This window comes from Kitasatospora sp. NPDC057965 (genome assembly GCF_042887135.1).
Lineage (GTDB): Bacteria > Actinomycetota > Actinomycetes > Streptomycetales > Streptomycetaceae > Kitasatospora.
In genome coordinates, this window is the sequence record NZ_JBHVPZ010000011.1 from 126,050 (window position 1) to 140,809 (window position 14,760).

At 71.7% G+C, this 14,760-nt stretch carries 10 protein-coding genes; 8 read left to right on the forward strand and 2 right to left on the reverse strand.

The genetic code is table 11. From position 1 onward, the window contains the following. Positions 1-226 precede the first annotated feature (226 nt). Genes ACFVVU_RS16500 through meaB form a run of 3 tightly spaced genes read left to right on the forward strand, consistent with a single transcriptional unit; the run spans position 227 to position 5,325 of the window. The gene (locus tag ACFVVU_RS16500; RefSeq protein WP_387790486.1) at positions 227-2,098 is read left to right on the forward strand and encodes a methylmalonyl-CoA mutase subunit beta; all 1,872 of its coding nucleotides are present in this window, start codon (positions 227-229) and stop codon (positions 2,096-2,098) included. Beyond that, the gene (gene scpA / locus ACFVVU_RS16505; protein ID WP_387790487.1) at positions 2,095-4,323 is read left to right on the forward strand and encodes a methylmalonyl-CoA mutase; all 2,229 of its coding nucleotides are present in this window, start codon (positions 2,095-2,097) and stop codon (positions 4,321-4,323) included. The genes ACFVVU_RS16500 and scpA overlap by 4 nt, the downstream gene beginning before the upstream one ends. A gap of 12 nt (positions 4,324-4,335) precedes the next feature. Beyond that, positions 4,336-5,325 (forward strand): methylmalonyl Co-A mutase-associated GTPase MeaB, encoded by a 990-nt coding sequence (gene meaB, locus ACFVVU_RS16510; RefSeq protein ID WP_387790489.1) that lies wholly within the window; start codon positions 4,336-4,338, stop codon positions 5,323-5,325. 4 nt (positions 5,326-5,329) lie between these two features. On the opposite strand, the gene ACFVVU_RS16515 is transcribed toward meaB, so the two are convergent. After that, positions 5,330-5,797 carry an ATP-binding protein gene (locus tag ACFVVU_RS16515; protein WP_387790491.1) on the reverse strand — a complete coding sequence of 156 codons (468 nt, stop codon included), beginning with the start codon at positions 5,795-5,797 and terminating at the stop codon, positions 5,330-5,332. A gap of 180 nt (positions 5,798-5,977) precedes the next feature. Here ACFVVU_RS16515 and ACFVVU_RS16520 point away from each other — a divergent pair, with 180 nt between their 5' ends. Together ACFVVU_RS16520 and ACFVVU_RS16525 are read left to right on the forward strand one after the other, a co-directional pair. Next, positions 5,978-7,225 (forward strand): helix-turn-helix domain-containing protein, encoded by a 1,248-nt coding sequence (locus ACFVVU_RS16520; protein WP_387790493.1) that lies wholly within the window; start codon positions 5,978-5,980, stop codon positions 7,223-7,225. A gap of 11 nt (positions 7,226-7,236) precedes the next feature. Next, on the forward strand, positions 7,237-7,710 hold the full coding sequence (locus ACFVVU_RS16525) for a hypothetical protein (RefSeq protein ID WP_387790494.1): 474 nt from the start codon (positions 7,237-7,239) through the stop codon (positions 7,708-7,710). Positions 7,711-7,772: 62 nt separating this feature from the next. On the opposite strand, the gene ACFVVU_RS16530 is transcribed toward ACFVVU_RS16525, so the two are convergent. Then, positions 7,773-8,375, reverse strand: a complete 603-nt coding sequence (locus ACFVVU_RS16530) for a superoxide dismutase (RefSeq protein WP_350541079.1) — start codon at positions 8,373-8,375, stop codon at positions 7,773-7,775. Positions 8,376-8,538: 163 nt separating this feature from the next. Between ACFVVU_RS16530 and tsaD the strand changes: the two genes are divergently transcribed. From tsaD to ACFVVU_RS16545, 3 genes are all read left to right on the forward strand, one after another. Then, positions 8,539-9,606 carry a tRNA (adenosine(37)-N6)-threonylcarbamoyltransferase complex transferase subunit TsaD gene (gene tsaD, locus ACFVVU_RS16535; RefSeq protein WP_387790495.1) on the forward strand — a complete coding sequence of 356 codons (1,068 nt, stop codon included), beginning with the start codon at positions 8,539-8,541 and terminating at the stop codon, positions 9,604-9,606. 206 nt (positions 9,607-9,812) lie between these two features. After that, positions 9,813-12,140, forward strand: a complete 2,328-nt coding sequence (locus tag ACFVVU_RS16540; RefSeq protein WP_387790496.1) for a collagenase — start codon at positions 9,813-9,815, stop codon at positions 12,138-12,140. A gap of 231 nt (positions 12,141-12,371) precedes the next feature. After that, positions 12,372-14,708, forward strand: coding sequence for a collagenase (locus tag ACFVVU_RS16545; RefSeq protein WP_387790498.1), 2,337 nt, complete (start codon positions 12,372-12,374; stop codon positions 14,706-14,708). The last annotated feature ends 52 nt before the right edge of the window (positions 14,709-14,760 follow it).

The following is a 14,760-nucleotide window of genomic DNA, read 5'->3' on the forward strand; positions in this document are numbered from 1 at the left end:
CCGACCCGTGTTCTACTAAGCAAGTTAATAGATGACGGCCACTGTTCCGCAAGCCGCCCGCCCGCGGGCCACCGCGCGCCCCTCACCGCACACCCGCCACCGGGGCCCCGCCGGTGCGCCCGGCGGCCGTCCTCCGCGCGGGTAGTGCAACAGAGTGCAGAGCGAGGGCAAGGTCACACCCTTCGCCTCTCCTGCGCCCCCGCGAACGAGCGCTAACCTGCCGGACATGACGGTCCCGCCCGAAGGGCTTCCCCTGGCCGCCGAGTTCCCGGCCGCCCACCACGAGCAGTGGCAGACCCTCGTCGAGGGTGTGCTGCGCAAGTCGGGGGCGCAGCCCGAGGACGGCGCAGCCGCCGAGCGCGCGCTCAGCACCGCGCTCCAGGACGGGCTGCGTGCCCGCCCGCTGTACACCGCCGCGGACGCCCCGGCCGACCCGGGCTTCCCCGGGTTCCCGCCGTTCGTCCGCGGTGCCCGCCCGCAGGGCGCCTCGGTCGCGGGCTGGGACGTCCGCCAGCGGCACGGCGACCCCGATCCGCGCCGCACCAACGAGGCGGTGCTGGCCGATCTGGAGCACGGCGGCGGCTCGCTCTGGCTGGAACTGGGCGGCGACGGCCTGCCGGTCACCGCGCTGGGCGAGGCGCTCACCGGCGTCTACCTGGACCTGGCCGGGGTGGTGCTCGACGCGGGCGCCGAATTCCCCGAGGCCGCCGAGCAGTTGTTCAAGCTGTACCGGGAGCGCGAGGTCTCCCCCGGCGCCGCCGTCGCCACCCTGGGCGCCGACCCGCTGGGCCTGCAGGCCCGCACCGGAGACGCCGCGCGCACCGAGGCACTGCTCGCCGAGGCCGCCGCGCTCGCCACCCGCTGCGCCGAGGGCTTCCCCGGTCTGCGGGCGCTGGCCGTCGACGCGCTGCCGTACCACGAGGCCGGCGCCTCGCCCGCGCAGGAGCTGGGCGCCTCGCTGGCCACCGGCGTCGCCTACCTGCGCGCGCTGACCGGGGCCGGGCTGCCGGTGGACGCCGCGCTCGGCCAGCTGGAGTTCCGCTACGCCGCGGACGCCGACCAGTTCCTGACGATCGCCAAGTTCCGTGCCGCGCGCCGCCTCTGGGCCCGGGTGGCCGAGGCCTGCGGCGCCTCCCCGGCCGCCTCGGCGCAGCGCCAGCACGCCGTCACCTCCGCGGTGATGATGACCGCCCGCGACCCGTGGGTGAACATGCTCCGCACCACGATCGCCTGCCTGGCCGCCGGTGTCGGCGGGGCGGACGCGGTCACCGTGCTGCCGTTCGACGCCGCGCTCGGCCTGCCGGACGCCTTCGCCCGCCGGATCGCCCGCAACACCCAGGCGATCCTGCTGGAGGAGTCGCACCTGGCCCGCGTCGTCGACCCGGCCGGCGGCTCCTGGTACGTGGAGCGGCTGACCGACGAGCTGGCGCACGCCGCCTGGGCGTGGTTCCAGGAGATCGAGCGGGCCGGCGGCCAGCGCGCCGCGCTGGAGTCGGGCCTGGTCGGCGAGCGGATCGGGGCCACCTGGGCGGAGCGCTCGGTGCGGCTCGCCAAGCGGCGCGAACCCGTCACCGGCGTCAGCGAGTTCCCCAACCTCGGCGAGCAGGCGCCGGTGCGCGAGCCGGCCCCGGCCGGCCCGTCCGGCGGGCTGCCTCGGGTGCGCCGCGCCGAGGCCTTCGAGGCGCTGCGCGACCGCTCGGACGCCCGGCTCGCGGCCACCGGAGCCCGGCCGGCGCTGTTCCTGGCGTCGATCGGCACCGCCGCCGCGCACACCGCGCGCACCACCTTCGCCGCCAACCTGTTCCAGGCCGGCGGGATCGCCACCACCGCGCACGAGGGCACCGAACCCGCCGCGTTCGCCGAGGCGTTCGCCGCGAGCGGCGCCACCGTGGCCTGCCTCTGCTCCAGCGACGCCCTGTACGCCGAGCACGCCGAGGCGGTCGCCGCCGCGCTCAGGGCGGCCGGCGCGCGGCGGGTGCTGCTGGCCGGCCGGCCGGGCGAGACGCCGCCCGGCGGCGTGGACGGGTTCGTCTTCGCCGGCGGCGACGCGGTCGCCGTCCTGACCTCCCTGCTCGACCAGATCGGAGCGGCCCGATGATCCCCGACTTCACCTCGATCGGGCTGGAGGCCGACGGCACCGACGCCCCGGCGGCCGCCCCCGGTGCCGCCGTCACCGACGGCCAGTGGCGCGCCGCCTGGCGCCAGGCCACCGGCAAGGACGTCGACGAGCAGCTCTGGGAAACCCCCGAGGGCATCGGCGTCAAGCCGCTCTACACCGCCGAGGACCTCGCGGGCCTGGACTTCCTGGGCACCTACCCGGGCATCGCCCCCTACCTGCGCGGCCCGTACCCGACGATGTACGTCAACCAGCCGTGGACGGTGCGCCAGTACGCGGGCTTCTCCACCGCCGAGGAGTCCAACGCCTTCTACCGCCGCAACCTGGCGGCCGGCCAGAAGGGCCTGTCGGTCGCCTTCGACCTGCCGACCCACCGCGGCTACGACAGCGACCACCCCCGGGTGACCGGCGACGTCGGCATGGCGGGCGTGGCGATCGACTCGATCTACGACATGCGCCAGCTGTTCGACGGCATCCCGCTCGACCGGATGTCGGTGTCGATGACGATGAACGGCGCGGTGCTGCCCGTCCTCGCGCTGTACATCGTGGCGGCCGAGGAGCAGGGCGTACCGCCGGAGAAGCTGGCCGGGACCATCCAGAACGACATCCTCAAGGAGTTCATGGTCCGCAACACGTACATCTACCCGCCGCAGCCGTCGATGCGGATCATCTCGGACATCTTCGCCTACACCTCGCAGAGGATGCCCCGGTACAACTCGATCTCCATCTCCGGCTACCACATCCAGGAGGCCGGGGCCACCGCCGACCTGGAACTGGCCTACACCCTGGCCGACGGTGTGGAGTACCTGCGGGCCGGGCTGGACGTCGGTCTCGACGTGGACGCCTTCGCGCCGCGCCTGTCGTTCTTCTGGGCGATCGGCATGAACTTCTTCATGGAGGTCGCCAAGCTGCGCGCGGCCCGGCTGCTCTGGGCGAAGCTGGTCAAGCAGTTCGACCCGAAGAACGCCAAGTCGCTGTCGCTGCGCACCCATTCGCAGACCTCCGGCTGGTCGCTCACGGCGCAGGACGTCTTCAACAACGTCACCCGCACCTGCGTGGAGGCGATGGCCGCCACCCAGGGCCACACCCAGTCGCTGCACACCAATGCGCTGGACGAGGCGCTGGCGCTGCCGACCGACTTCTCCGCCCGGATCGCCCGCAACACCCAGCTGCTGCTCCAGCAGGAGTCCGGCACCTGCCGGGTCATCGACCCGTGGGGCGGCTCGGCGTACGTCGAGAAGCTGACCAACGACCTGGCGAACCGCGCCTGGCAGCACATCCAGGAGGTCGAGGCGGCCGGCGGCATGGCCAAGGCCATCGACGCGGGCATCCCCAAGCTGCGCGTCGAGGAGGCCGCCGCCCGCACCCAGGCCCGGATCGACTCCGGCCGCCAGCCGGTGATCGGCGTCAACAAGTACCGGGTGGAGAGCGACGAGCAGATCGAGGTGCTCAAGGTCGACAACTCCGCGGTCCGCGCCCGGCAGGTCGAGAAGCTGCGCCGGCTGCGCGAGGAGCGCGACGAGGCCGCCACCCGCGCCGCGCTGGACGCGCTGACCCGGGCCGCCGAGGCCGGTCCGCGGCGCGGCGGTTCGCTGGACGGCAACCTGCTGCACCTGGCGGTGAACGCGGCCCGTGCCAAGGCCACCGTCGGCGAGATCTCGGACGCCCTGGAGAAGGTGTACGGCCGCCACTCCGGGCAGATCCGTACCATCTCGGGTGTGTACCGAGACGAAGCGGGCCCGTCGGCCCCCCTGCAGCGCACCCGCGAGCTGGTCGAGCGGTTCGAGGAGGCCGAGGGCCGCCGCCCGCGCATCCTGGTCGCCAAGATGGGCCAGGACGGCCACGACCGCGGCCAGAAGGTGATCGCCACCGCCTTCGCCGACCTCGGCTTCACGGTGGACGTCGGCCCGCTGTTCCAGACCCCGGCCGAGGTCGCCCGGCAGGCCGTCGAGGCGGACGTGCACATCGTCGGCGTCTCCTCGCTGGCGGCCGGCCACCTCACCCTGGTGCCCGCGCTGCGCGCCGAACTGGCCGCGGCGGGCCGGGAGGACATCACCATCGTGGTCGGCGGGGTGATCCCCCCGCAGGACTTCGACGCGCTGTACGAGGCGGGCGCCGCGGCGGTCTTCCCGCCCGGCACGGTGATCCCGGAGGCGGCCTACGACCTGCTGAAGTCGCTCGCCGCCGATCTCGGCCACGAGCTCTGAGGCGCTGATCCGATGGCGCCCCGGACGATCGACCTGGACAGCTACGCGACGGGCGTGCGGGAGGGCTCGCGCGCGTACATCGCGCGGGCCATCACCCTCGTCGAGTCCACCCGGCCGGACCACCGCGTGCTGGCGCAGCAGCTGCTGACGATGCTGCTGCCGCACGCGGGCGGGGCCGTGCGGGTGGGCATCACGGGGGTGCCCGGAGTCGGCAAGTCGACTTTCATCGACGCCTTCGGCACCATGCTCACCGGGCTCGGGCACCGGGTCGCGGTGCTGGCCGTCGACCCGACGTCCAGCCGTACCGGCGGCTCGATCCTGGGCGACAAGACCCGGATGGAGCGCCTCGCGGTCGACCCGCAGGCCTTCGTCCGGCCGTCGCCGACCTCCGGCACGCTCGGCGGGGTGGCCAAGGCCACCCGGGAGTCGATGCTGGTGATGGAGGCGGCCGGCTACGACGTGGTGCTGATCGAGACGGTCGGCGTCGGCCAGTCGGAGACCACGGTGGCCGGCATGGTGGACTCCTTCCTGCTGCTGTCGCTGGCCCGCACCGGCGACCAGTTGCAGGGCATCAAGAAGGGCGTGCTGGAACTCGCCGACGTCATCGCGGTCAACAAGGCGGACGGCCCGCACGAGCTGGACGCCAAGGCCGCCGCCCGGGAGCTCGCGGGCGCGCTGCGACTGCTCCAGGCCCCGGACGCGCCGTGGACGCCGCCGGTGCTGACCTGCTCGGGCCGCGACGGCAGCGGACTCGACGTGCTCTGGGAGCGGCTCCAGCAGCACCGCAAGGTGCTGGACGCGACCGGCGCGCTGGCCGCCAAGCGGCGCGACCAGCAGGTGGAGTGGACCTGGGCGATGGTGCACGACCAGCTGCTCGCCCGCCTGCACGCCCACCCCGCGGTGACCCGCCTGGTGCCTGGCCTCGAACGCCAGGTCCGCGACGGCGAACTGACCGCCACCCTCGCGGCGGACAGCATCTTGGACGCCTTCGGCCTGCACTGAGCCACTACGCCACCGCGAGCCCCAGCGCCGTGCCCCACCCGTACGTCGGGCACGGCGCTTCGCGCTCCTCCGGGAACTCGAACCACACCACCTTGCCCGCGCCCGCCGGGTACCAGCCCCACGCCCCGGCGAGCGCCCCCACCAGCAACAGCCCGCGCCCGCCGGTCGCTTCGGCCCCGCGCTCCCGCCGCGGGAGCGCGGGGCACCGGTCGGCCACCTCGACCCGCAGCCGCCCCGCGCGCCGAAGGACGGTCACGACACAGCGCTCCCCGGTGTGCAGCAGCGCATTGGCGATCACCTCGCCGGCACACAACTCCAGGTCCTGGAACGCATCGTCCGCGAGCGGCACACCCCACTCCCGCACGATCGCCGTCACCAGCCACCGCGCCGCCGGCACCGCGTCCGCGGCCGGCGGCGCCCCCCATTTCAGCGGAACCGGGAACCGGGCACTGCTGAGCGGGCTGACCATCATGAACGCCTCCACGTCGACGGGGCAGGAGAGCTGCCGAGGACCGAGCGACTGATCACCAACAGTCAACAAGTGGTCACACCTGTGGGACGATCGATGATGCGGTGCGCGCATACCCGTATGCGCGCACCGCATCGAACCGCATCACGGCCCGGCGAGGGCCCGTAGCGTTTGGGTGGCCTGGTGAACTGGAACTCGGCAGCCGTCCGGCAGGCGTCCCGGACCGGGAACTACGGCAAAGTCGTCGAACTGGCACGAAGCCACCGGCGGATGACCCAGATGCAGTTGGGTGCGGCATGCGGGTTGTCCCAGTCGGCCGTCTCGCGGCTGGAGAAGCGCGGTGCCGGGCCCTACGCCATGGACGTGCTGCTGCGGATCTCACGGCACCTGGACATCCCACCGGCCATGCCCGGCCTGGCCGCCCCGCCGATGGGGACGACGAAGGAAGGCGAGTGCGTGGAGAGGCGGCAGTTCCTCGGCGCGGCGGCGGCGATCGCCGTCGCCGCGCCCGCCCTCGCCCTCGTCGAACACCCCTTGGACGAGACCGAGCCACAGGCAGCGGCGCTCCGGCTCGCCACGACCTCGTACCGGAGACTGGACGGATCGACGCCGTCCCGCGAACTCGCGGAGGCCGCCCACTCGCACCTGCGGCTGATCCAGGGGCTCATGCGCACGGCACCCGCCGAGACCGAACGGTCCGGGCTCGCGGCTGCCGCGAGCGAGGCCGCGAGCCTGGCGGCGTGGCTGGCCTGGGACATGGCCGACCACGGCTCGGCGCGTGCGTTCTACGGGGCCGCGATCAAGGCGGCCCGGTCGAGCATGAACCCGCTGCTCGCCGCCTACCAGACGGGCAGTCTCGCCCAGTTCGAGGCGCACACCGGCAACGCCGTCCAGGCGCTGAACCTCGCACGGAGCGCTCGAAGGTCCCTGGAACCGGACTCTCCGCCGATCGCCGATGCCTGGCTCTCGTCCGTGGAGGCCCTGGGACATGCCGCCGCGGGCGATCGGCGCGGCGCCGATCGCGCGTTGACGCGGAGCCGAGCGGTGATCGAGGGCAGCGCCGGTGAGGCTCGGCCGCCCTGGCCCTGGGTGTTCGCCTTCGACGAGTCCAGGATCGCCGCGGTTCGCGTGACCTGCGGCGCCAAGCTGGGGCTCGCCGCGTGGACGTCCGGGGCCGTCCACACCGCGGCTGCCACCGGTCATGCGAAGCAGCGGGCACTTCTGCTCATGGATGTGGCGGCGGGCCACCTGGCCGCAGGACGGGTCGAGGCGGCGTTCGCGCTCGCCGGCCAGGCCCTGGAGACCGGCCTCCGGTATCGCTCGGGGCGGATCGTCGAGCGGGGCCGTGCGCTCCGGCGCTCCTTCAGCACGTCGTCGCCGTCCAGGGCCGTCCGTGACTTCGACGAGCAGCTGCACGGCGTACACCTCTAGGAAGGAACACGATGCGGATCGGGATCACGGGGCACCGAGGGCTGGATGCCGAGCTGGAGCGGAAGGTCCGGCAGTTGCTGGCCGACTCCCTGGCGGCAGAGGCCGCGGGCGAACTCACCGTCGTGTCCTGCATCGCGGACGGTCCGGACGCGTGGATCGCCGAGATCGCACTCGACCGGGGCGCCCGACTAGCGGTTGTCATCCCCGCCCAGCAATACCGTGACGGCCTGCCGGAGTGGCACCACCCGGTCTACGACCGCCTCCTCCGGGGCGCCTCCGAGCAGCACCACACCGGGCGGGTGGAGTCCGACGAGGCCGCCCACATGGCCGGGAGTGAGTTGCTCGTCGGCCAGGTCGACCGCCTGATCGCCGTCTGGGACGGGCTGCCCGCCCGGGGCTTCGGCGGGACGGCGGACGTGGTCGCCCACGCACGGCGGCTGGGTGTTCCCGTCGAGGTGCTCTGGCCCACCGGGGCCCGGCGCTGACGGAGGGGCCTCGGCCGGTGCGCACCGGCCGGGGGCCCCTCCGTCTCCTGCCCTGCCCTGGGTCAGGCGCTCTTGGCGTCCGCGAAGCGGGCCGAGACGTCCTGCCAGTTGACGACGTCCCACAGGCGGGTGACGTAGTCCGGGCGGACGTTCTTGTACTGCAGGTAGTACGCGTGCTCCCAGGCGTCGAAGGCGAGCAGCGGGGTGGTGCCCTGGCCGACGTTGCCGTGGTGGTCGTAGACCTGCTCGACGATCAGGCGGCCGCCCAGCGGCTCCCAGGAGAGGATGCCCCAGCCCGAGCCCTGCACGCCGGTGGTGGCGTTGGTCAGCTGCTTCTTGAAGGCCTCGAAGCTGCCGAAGTGCTCGGTGATGGCGTCGGCCAGCTCGCCCTCGGGGCGGTCGCCGCCCTCCGGGGAGAGGTTCTGCCAGAACAGCGAGTGCAGCACGTGGCCGGAGAGGTGGAAGGCGAAGGTCTTCTGCAGGCCGACCAGACCGCCGAACTGCTCCTTGTCACGCGCCTCGGCCAGCTGCTCCAGGGTGTCGTTGGCGCCCTTGACGTACGCGGCGTGGTGCTTGGAGTGGTGCAGCTCCAGGATTTCCGCGGACATCGCGCGCTCCAGCGCGGAGTAGTCGTACGGCAGGTCGGGAAGCGAGTAGGTGCCCATCAGGACACGGCCCCTTTCGGCGAGTTCAACGATGACGATCGTGCCGGGTCAACACTATTGCGTATCAGTTGCAAGAACGAACAAGGGGCTCCTGCATATTCCTCACGCCGTGTCGGGCACAATGGGAGCAGCGGTATGTAATGAGCGGCGAGGGTGAGTGACCATGACAGGCGCGCCAGTGGTGCTGGGCATCGAGTCGTCCTGCGACGAGACCGGCGCCGGGCTGGTGCGCGAGGGCGTGCTGCTCGGACAGGCGGTGGCCTCCTCGATGGACGAGCACGCCCGCTACGGCGGCGTGGTCCCCGAGATCGCCGCCCGGGCGCACCTGCACGCGATGGCCCCGGTGGTCGACGAGGCGCTGCGCCGGGCCGGGTTGACCCTCGCCGACGTCGGCGCCGTCGCGGTGACGGCCGGTCCGGGCCTGGCCGGGGCCCTGCAGATCGGGGTGGCGGCGGCCAAGGCGTACGCCTTCTCGCTGGGCGTCCCGCTGTACGGGGTGCACCACCTGGCCGGACACGTGGCCGCCGCGACGCTCGACGGCGGACCGCTGCCCGACCCTTGCGTGGTGCTCATCGTCTCCGGCGGGCACACCTCGCTGCTGCTGGTCCGCGACCTGGCCCGCGATCCGATCGTGCACCTGGGCGACACCCTGGACGACGCGGCCGGCGAGTGCTTCGACAAGGTGGCCCGCATCCTGCGGCTGCCCTACCCCGGCGGACCCGCGATCGACCGGGCCGCACGCGAGGGCGACCGGCGCGCGGTGCGCTTCCCGCGCCCCCTGAGCGGCCCGGCCGACCCGCCCTACGCCTTCTCCTTCTCCGGCCTCAAGACCGCCGCCGCCCGCTGGGTCGAGGCGCAGCGGGCCGCCGGCGCCGAACCGCACGTCCCGGACGCCGCCGCCGCGCTCCAGGAGGCGATCGCCGACGTGCTGACCCGCAAGGCCGTCAGGGCCTGCCTGGACCACGGGATCGGGACGCTGGTGGTGGTCGGCGGGGTGGCCGCGAACTCGCGGGTGCGGGAGCTGGCCGAGCGGCGCTGCGCCTCGGCCGGGATCGCGCTGCGGGTGCCGCCGCTCGGACTGTGCACGGACAACGGGGCGATGGTCGCGGCCGTCGGCGACCTGCTGGTGCGTGCGGGCGCCGCGCCGGCCCCGGCGGACCTGTCGGTCGACCCGTCGGCGCCGCTGGAGTTCGCGGCACTCACCCCGCGGGTGACGGCGCGGGCGACCTGAGGCACGGTCCGAGGCGCGGCGATCGCCGGACGATCCGGGGCAAAAGCCCCATTCGACTGTCCTCTGACAACGTTTCGGTTGCGACGAACAATTCTTCGACCATTCATCTTCCCAGCGCACTGTGACCTGTGCCATTTTACATGTCACACATCGAGAGGCCGTGGTCCCCCAAACCGCAGCCCGAACGGCCCCGGAGGCCCCCACAGATGCGTCCCTTCCGGATTTCCAAGGCCAACGCGCGCAGGCTGCCTGCGCTCGGCGCCGCCTTCTTCATCGCACTCGGCCTGTTCGCCCCGCAGGCCCAGGCCACCTCCGCCAGCAGCACCGCCCCGGCCGGCAGCAGCTCCGCCTCGTCGACGCCGCGGTCCATCCCGGTCCCCAAGTCGCCCGACGCCAAGAGCAACAGCCCCTTCAAGCTCTCCGCCCAGGACAGCGCCGAGGAGAACGTGCCGCCGGCCGCCCCGGCCACCCAGCCGGTGAAGGCCGCCAAGGGCTTCTCGGCCGCCGCCGCCGACCCCTGTCCGGACCTCTCCGGAGTGATCAACGCCACGGGCAGCGCGCTGGTCCAGCAGCTCAAGGGCCTGCCGCGGGTCGACTGCACCTACCCGCTGTTCAACCTCACCGGGGACAGCGTGAAGGCCTTCCGCGAGGCCAACATGGTGACCGTCGCCAACGCCCTGCGCGACGCCTCCCCCGCCTACCCGGGCGACAACAGCACCAACATCGGCCAGCTGGTCCTCTTCCTGCGCGCCGGCTACTTCGTGCAGTGGAAGTACCCGGCCCTCGTCGGCGGCTACGGCCCGACGGTGAACGCCGCGACCGGCGCCGCGCTGGACGCCTTCTTCGCCTCCGCGCACGGCAAGGACGTCACCGACGCCAACGGCGCCCTCCTCGTCGAGGCCGTCAAGGTGATCGGCCAGAGCGACACCCTCGGCCGCGAGGCCGGCGTGTTCAAGTGGCTGCTCGGCAACTACAACGGCGCCACCTGGCCCACCCAGATGACCAACACCGTGGCGGAGTTCGACTGGGTCCTCAAGGACGCCTTCGAGTCCAAGACCGACGCCACCGGCTGGAAGGCCGCCCTCAAGGCCGACCCGAGCATCCTCAACACCTGGTCCGGCTTCGTCACCCGCAACGGCTCGCAGCTGAACCGCTGGGACGTCGTCAGCAACATCGGCCGCTACCTCGGCTACGCCCTGCAGGTCGACGAGCTCAAGGGCCAGCTCCGGCCGGTCCTGAAGGACCTGATCAACCGCTACCCGAACGTCGGCCCGACCGCCCCGATCACCATGAACCTGGGCTGGGCCACCCGCCAGTTCGACAAGGGCCACTGCGCCGACTACGGCATCTGCGACCTGAGCACCCGCCTCATGCCGGTGATCCTGCCGATCCAGCGCGTCTGCAACGACGGCCTGAAGATCAAGGCCCAGGACATGTCCCCCGGCCAGCTGGACGACACCTGCACCAGCCTGATCAACGAGGACGCCTACTTCCACAAGATCATCGGCGACAAGGGCGCCATCCCCGGCGACGTGAACACCAACCTGGAGGTCGTCGCCTTCGACGACTACGACCAGTACTCGCTGTACGCCTGGGCCTTCTACGACATCGACGTCGACAACGGTGGCATGTACGAGGAGGGCGACCCGTCCAAGCCGGGCAACCAGGCCCGCTTCATCGCCCACGAGGCCTCCTGGCTGCGGCCGGCGTTCTCGATCTGGAACCTCAACCACGAGTACACCCACTACCTCGACGGCCGCTACAACATGTACGGCGACTTCGAGGCCAGCCAGACCACCCCGACCATCTGGTGGGTCGAGGGCATCGCCGAGAACATCTCCTACGGCTACCGCAACGTGCGCAACGCCGACGCGATCACCGAGGCCGGCAAGAAGACCTACAAGCTCAGCGAGCTCTTCGACACCGTCTACGGCCAGACCGCCGACGCCGACGAGAACTCCAACCGCGTCTACCGCTGGGGCTGGCTGGCCGTGCGCTACATGCTCCAGGAGCACCGCTCCGACATGGACGCCATCCTCGCCAAGTACCGCACCGGTGACTGGAACGGCGCCCGCGCCATCCTGAAGCAGACCATCGGCACCAGCTACGACGCCGGCTTCGACGCCTGGCTGACCAAGTGCGCCACCAACGACTGCGGCCCGCTGCCGGAGGCCCCGACCGGCCCGGTCACCCCGACCACCCCGCTCTGCACCATCGCGGACACCCGCCAGTTCGACAACAACTGCCGCCGTGACAACCTGACCGCCACCACCGGCAACTACAGCTACCACTTCATCAACCTGCCGGCCGGCGTCAAGACGCTGACCATCACCAGCAGCGGCGGCACCGGCAACGCCGACCTCTACTACGGCGGCAACAACTGGGCCACCACCAGCAACGCGCTGGCCAAGTCCACCAACGCCGGCAACAACGAGACCCTGACCATCACCAACCCGCCGTCCGGCTGGGTCTACTTCAGCCTCGCCGCCCAGCAGACCTTCAGCGGTACCACGCTCTCCGTGTCGTACCAGTAACAGGCTCCGCATACGAAGGGCCCCGCCGGTTCGCCCGGCGGGGCCTTTTCCATGCCCGCGCACACCTTCTCGAAGCCCCCCCGGGAAGCGAACTGACAACGTTTCGGTTGCGGCGAACAATTCCTTGGTTCGCAACCTTCCCAGTGCACTGTGATGTGTGCCATTTTACATGTCACACACCGAGAGCCGCGTGCCCCACATGCGGCCCAACAGGCCCGGAGGCCCCCACAGATGCGCTCCTTCCGCATGTCCAAGGCCAACGCGCGCAGAGTCCCTGCGCTCGGCACCGCCTTATTCCTCGCGATCGGCCTCTTCGCTCCGCAGAGCCAGGCCGCGCCGGCCCCCGCGGGCACCCCGGCCGCCGCCGGCGCCGCCTCTGCTTCGGCGCCCCGGTCGATCCCGTTCCCCGAGCCCGATGTCCAGCGGACGCACCCCTTCAAGCTCTCCGCCGATGACAACGACCGGGCCCAGCGCTCGCTCGGCGCCCCGACCGACGCGCCCTCCCCGGCCGCCAAGGGCTTCTCGGCCCCCGCCGCCGAGGACAGCTGTCCCACCGACCTCTCCGAGCTGATCAGCGCCACGGGCAGCGCGCTGGTCCAGAAGCTCAAGGCCCTGCCGAAGGTCGAGTGCACCTACCCGCTGTTCGACCTCACCGGGGACAACGCGGCGACCGCCTTCCGCGAGTCCAACCTGGTGACCGTCGCCAACGCGCTGCGCGACGACTCCCCCGCCTACCCGGGCGACAACAGCACCGACATCGGGCAGCTCGTGCTGTTCCTGCGCGCCGCCTACTGGGTGCAGTCGAACTACCCGGCCGTGGTCGGCGCCTACGGCTCGACGCTGACCGCCGCGACCAAGGGCGCGCTGGACGCGTTCTTCGCCTCCCCGCACAGCAAGGACGTCACCGAAGCCAACGCCGCGCTCCTCGTCGAGACCACCAAGGTCATCGACCAGACCTCGACGCTCGGCCGGTACGCCGGTGTCTACAAGTGGCTGCTCTCCACCTTCGACGGCGTCACCGCGCCCGCGAGCCTCAAGGCCACCGTCGTGCGGTTCGACCCGATGATCGAGGACGGCTTCGAGGACAAGAAGGACAGCACGGGCTGGAAGGCCGCGCTCCGGGCCGACCCCACCATTCTCGACGCCTGGGCCGGCTTCATCACCCGCAACGAACCGCTGCTGAACCACGACAACCTGATCAGCAACACCGGCCGCTACCTCGGCTACGCCCTGAAGGTCGACGAGCTCAAGCCCCGGCTCCGGCCGATCCTGAAGGACCTGATCAACCGCTGGCCGAACACCGGCCCGACGGCCCCGATCACCATGAACCTGGGCTGGGCCACGCGCCAGTTCGACAAGGGCCACTGCGCCGACTACGGCATCTGCGACCTGGGCGCCCGCCTCATCCCGGTGATCCTCCCGACGACGTACACCTGCAACCCGGACCTGAAGATCCGGGCCCAGGACATGTCCCCCTGGCAGCTGCGCTCCACCTGCACCAACCTGACGGACCAGAACCCGTACTTCCACAAGATCATCGGCGACCCGGGCGTCATCCCCGGGGACGTGAACACCAACCTCGAGGTCGTCGTCTTCAACGACGAGTACAACTACAAGCTGTACGCCTGGGCCTTCTACGACATCGACGTCGACAACGGTGGCATGTACGAGGAGGGCGACCCGTCCAAGCCGGGCAACCAGGCCCGCTTCATCGCCCACGAGGTGTGGTGGGACATCTCGACGTTCGCGATCTGGAACCTCAACCACGAGTACACCCACTACCTCGACGGCCGCTACAACATGGGCGGCGACTACGCGGCCAGCGAGCTGACCCCGACCACCTGGTGGGTCGAGGGCATCGCCGAGAACATCTCCTTCGGCTACCGCAACGAGCGCAACGACAAGGCGATCGCCCTGGCGACCAGCAAGACGTACAAGCTCAGCGAGCTGTTCGACACCAAGTACGACCCGGAGGCCGGCGCCGACGTCAACACCAACCGCGTCTACCGCTGGGGCTGGCTGGCCGTCCGCTACATGCTCCAGAACCACCGCGCGGACGTCGACACCGTGCTCACCATGTACCGCGCCGCCGACTGGAACGGTGCCCGCGCCTTCCTGAAGCAGACCATCGGCACGCGCTACGACGCCGACTTCAACACCTGGCTGGACGCCTGCGCCAAGAACGACTGCGGCCCGCTGCCGGAGGCCCCGACCGGCCCGGTCACCCCGAGCACCCCGCTCTGCACCATCCCGGACACCCGCCAGTTCGACAACAACTGCCGCCGGGACAACCTCACCGCCACCACCGGCAACTACAGCTACCACTTCATCAACCTGCCGGCCGGCGTCAAGACGCTGACCATCACCAGCAGCGGCGGCACCGGCAACGCCGACCTCTACTACGGCGGCTCCAACTGGGCCACCACCGGCAACGCCCTCGCCAAGTCCACCAACGCCGGCAACAACGAGACGCTGACCATCACCAACCCGCCCGCCGGGTGGGCCTTCTTCAGCCTCGCCGCCCAGCAGGACTTCGCGGGCGTCACCCTCTCCGTGCAGTACCAGTAGGCAGCATTCAGGACCAGGGGCCCCGCCGGTGTGCGAACGGCGGGGCCCCGCC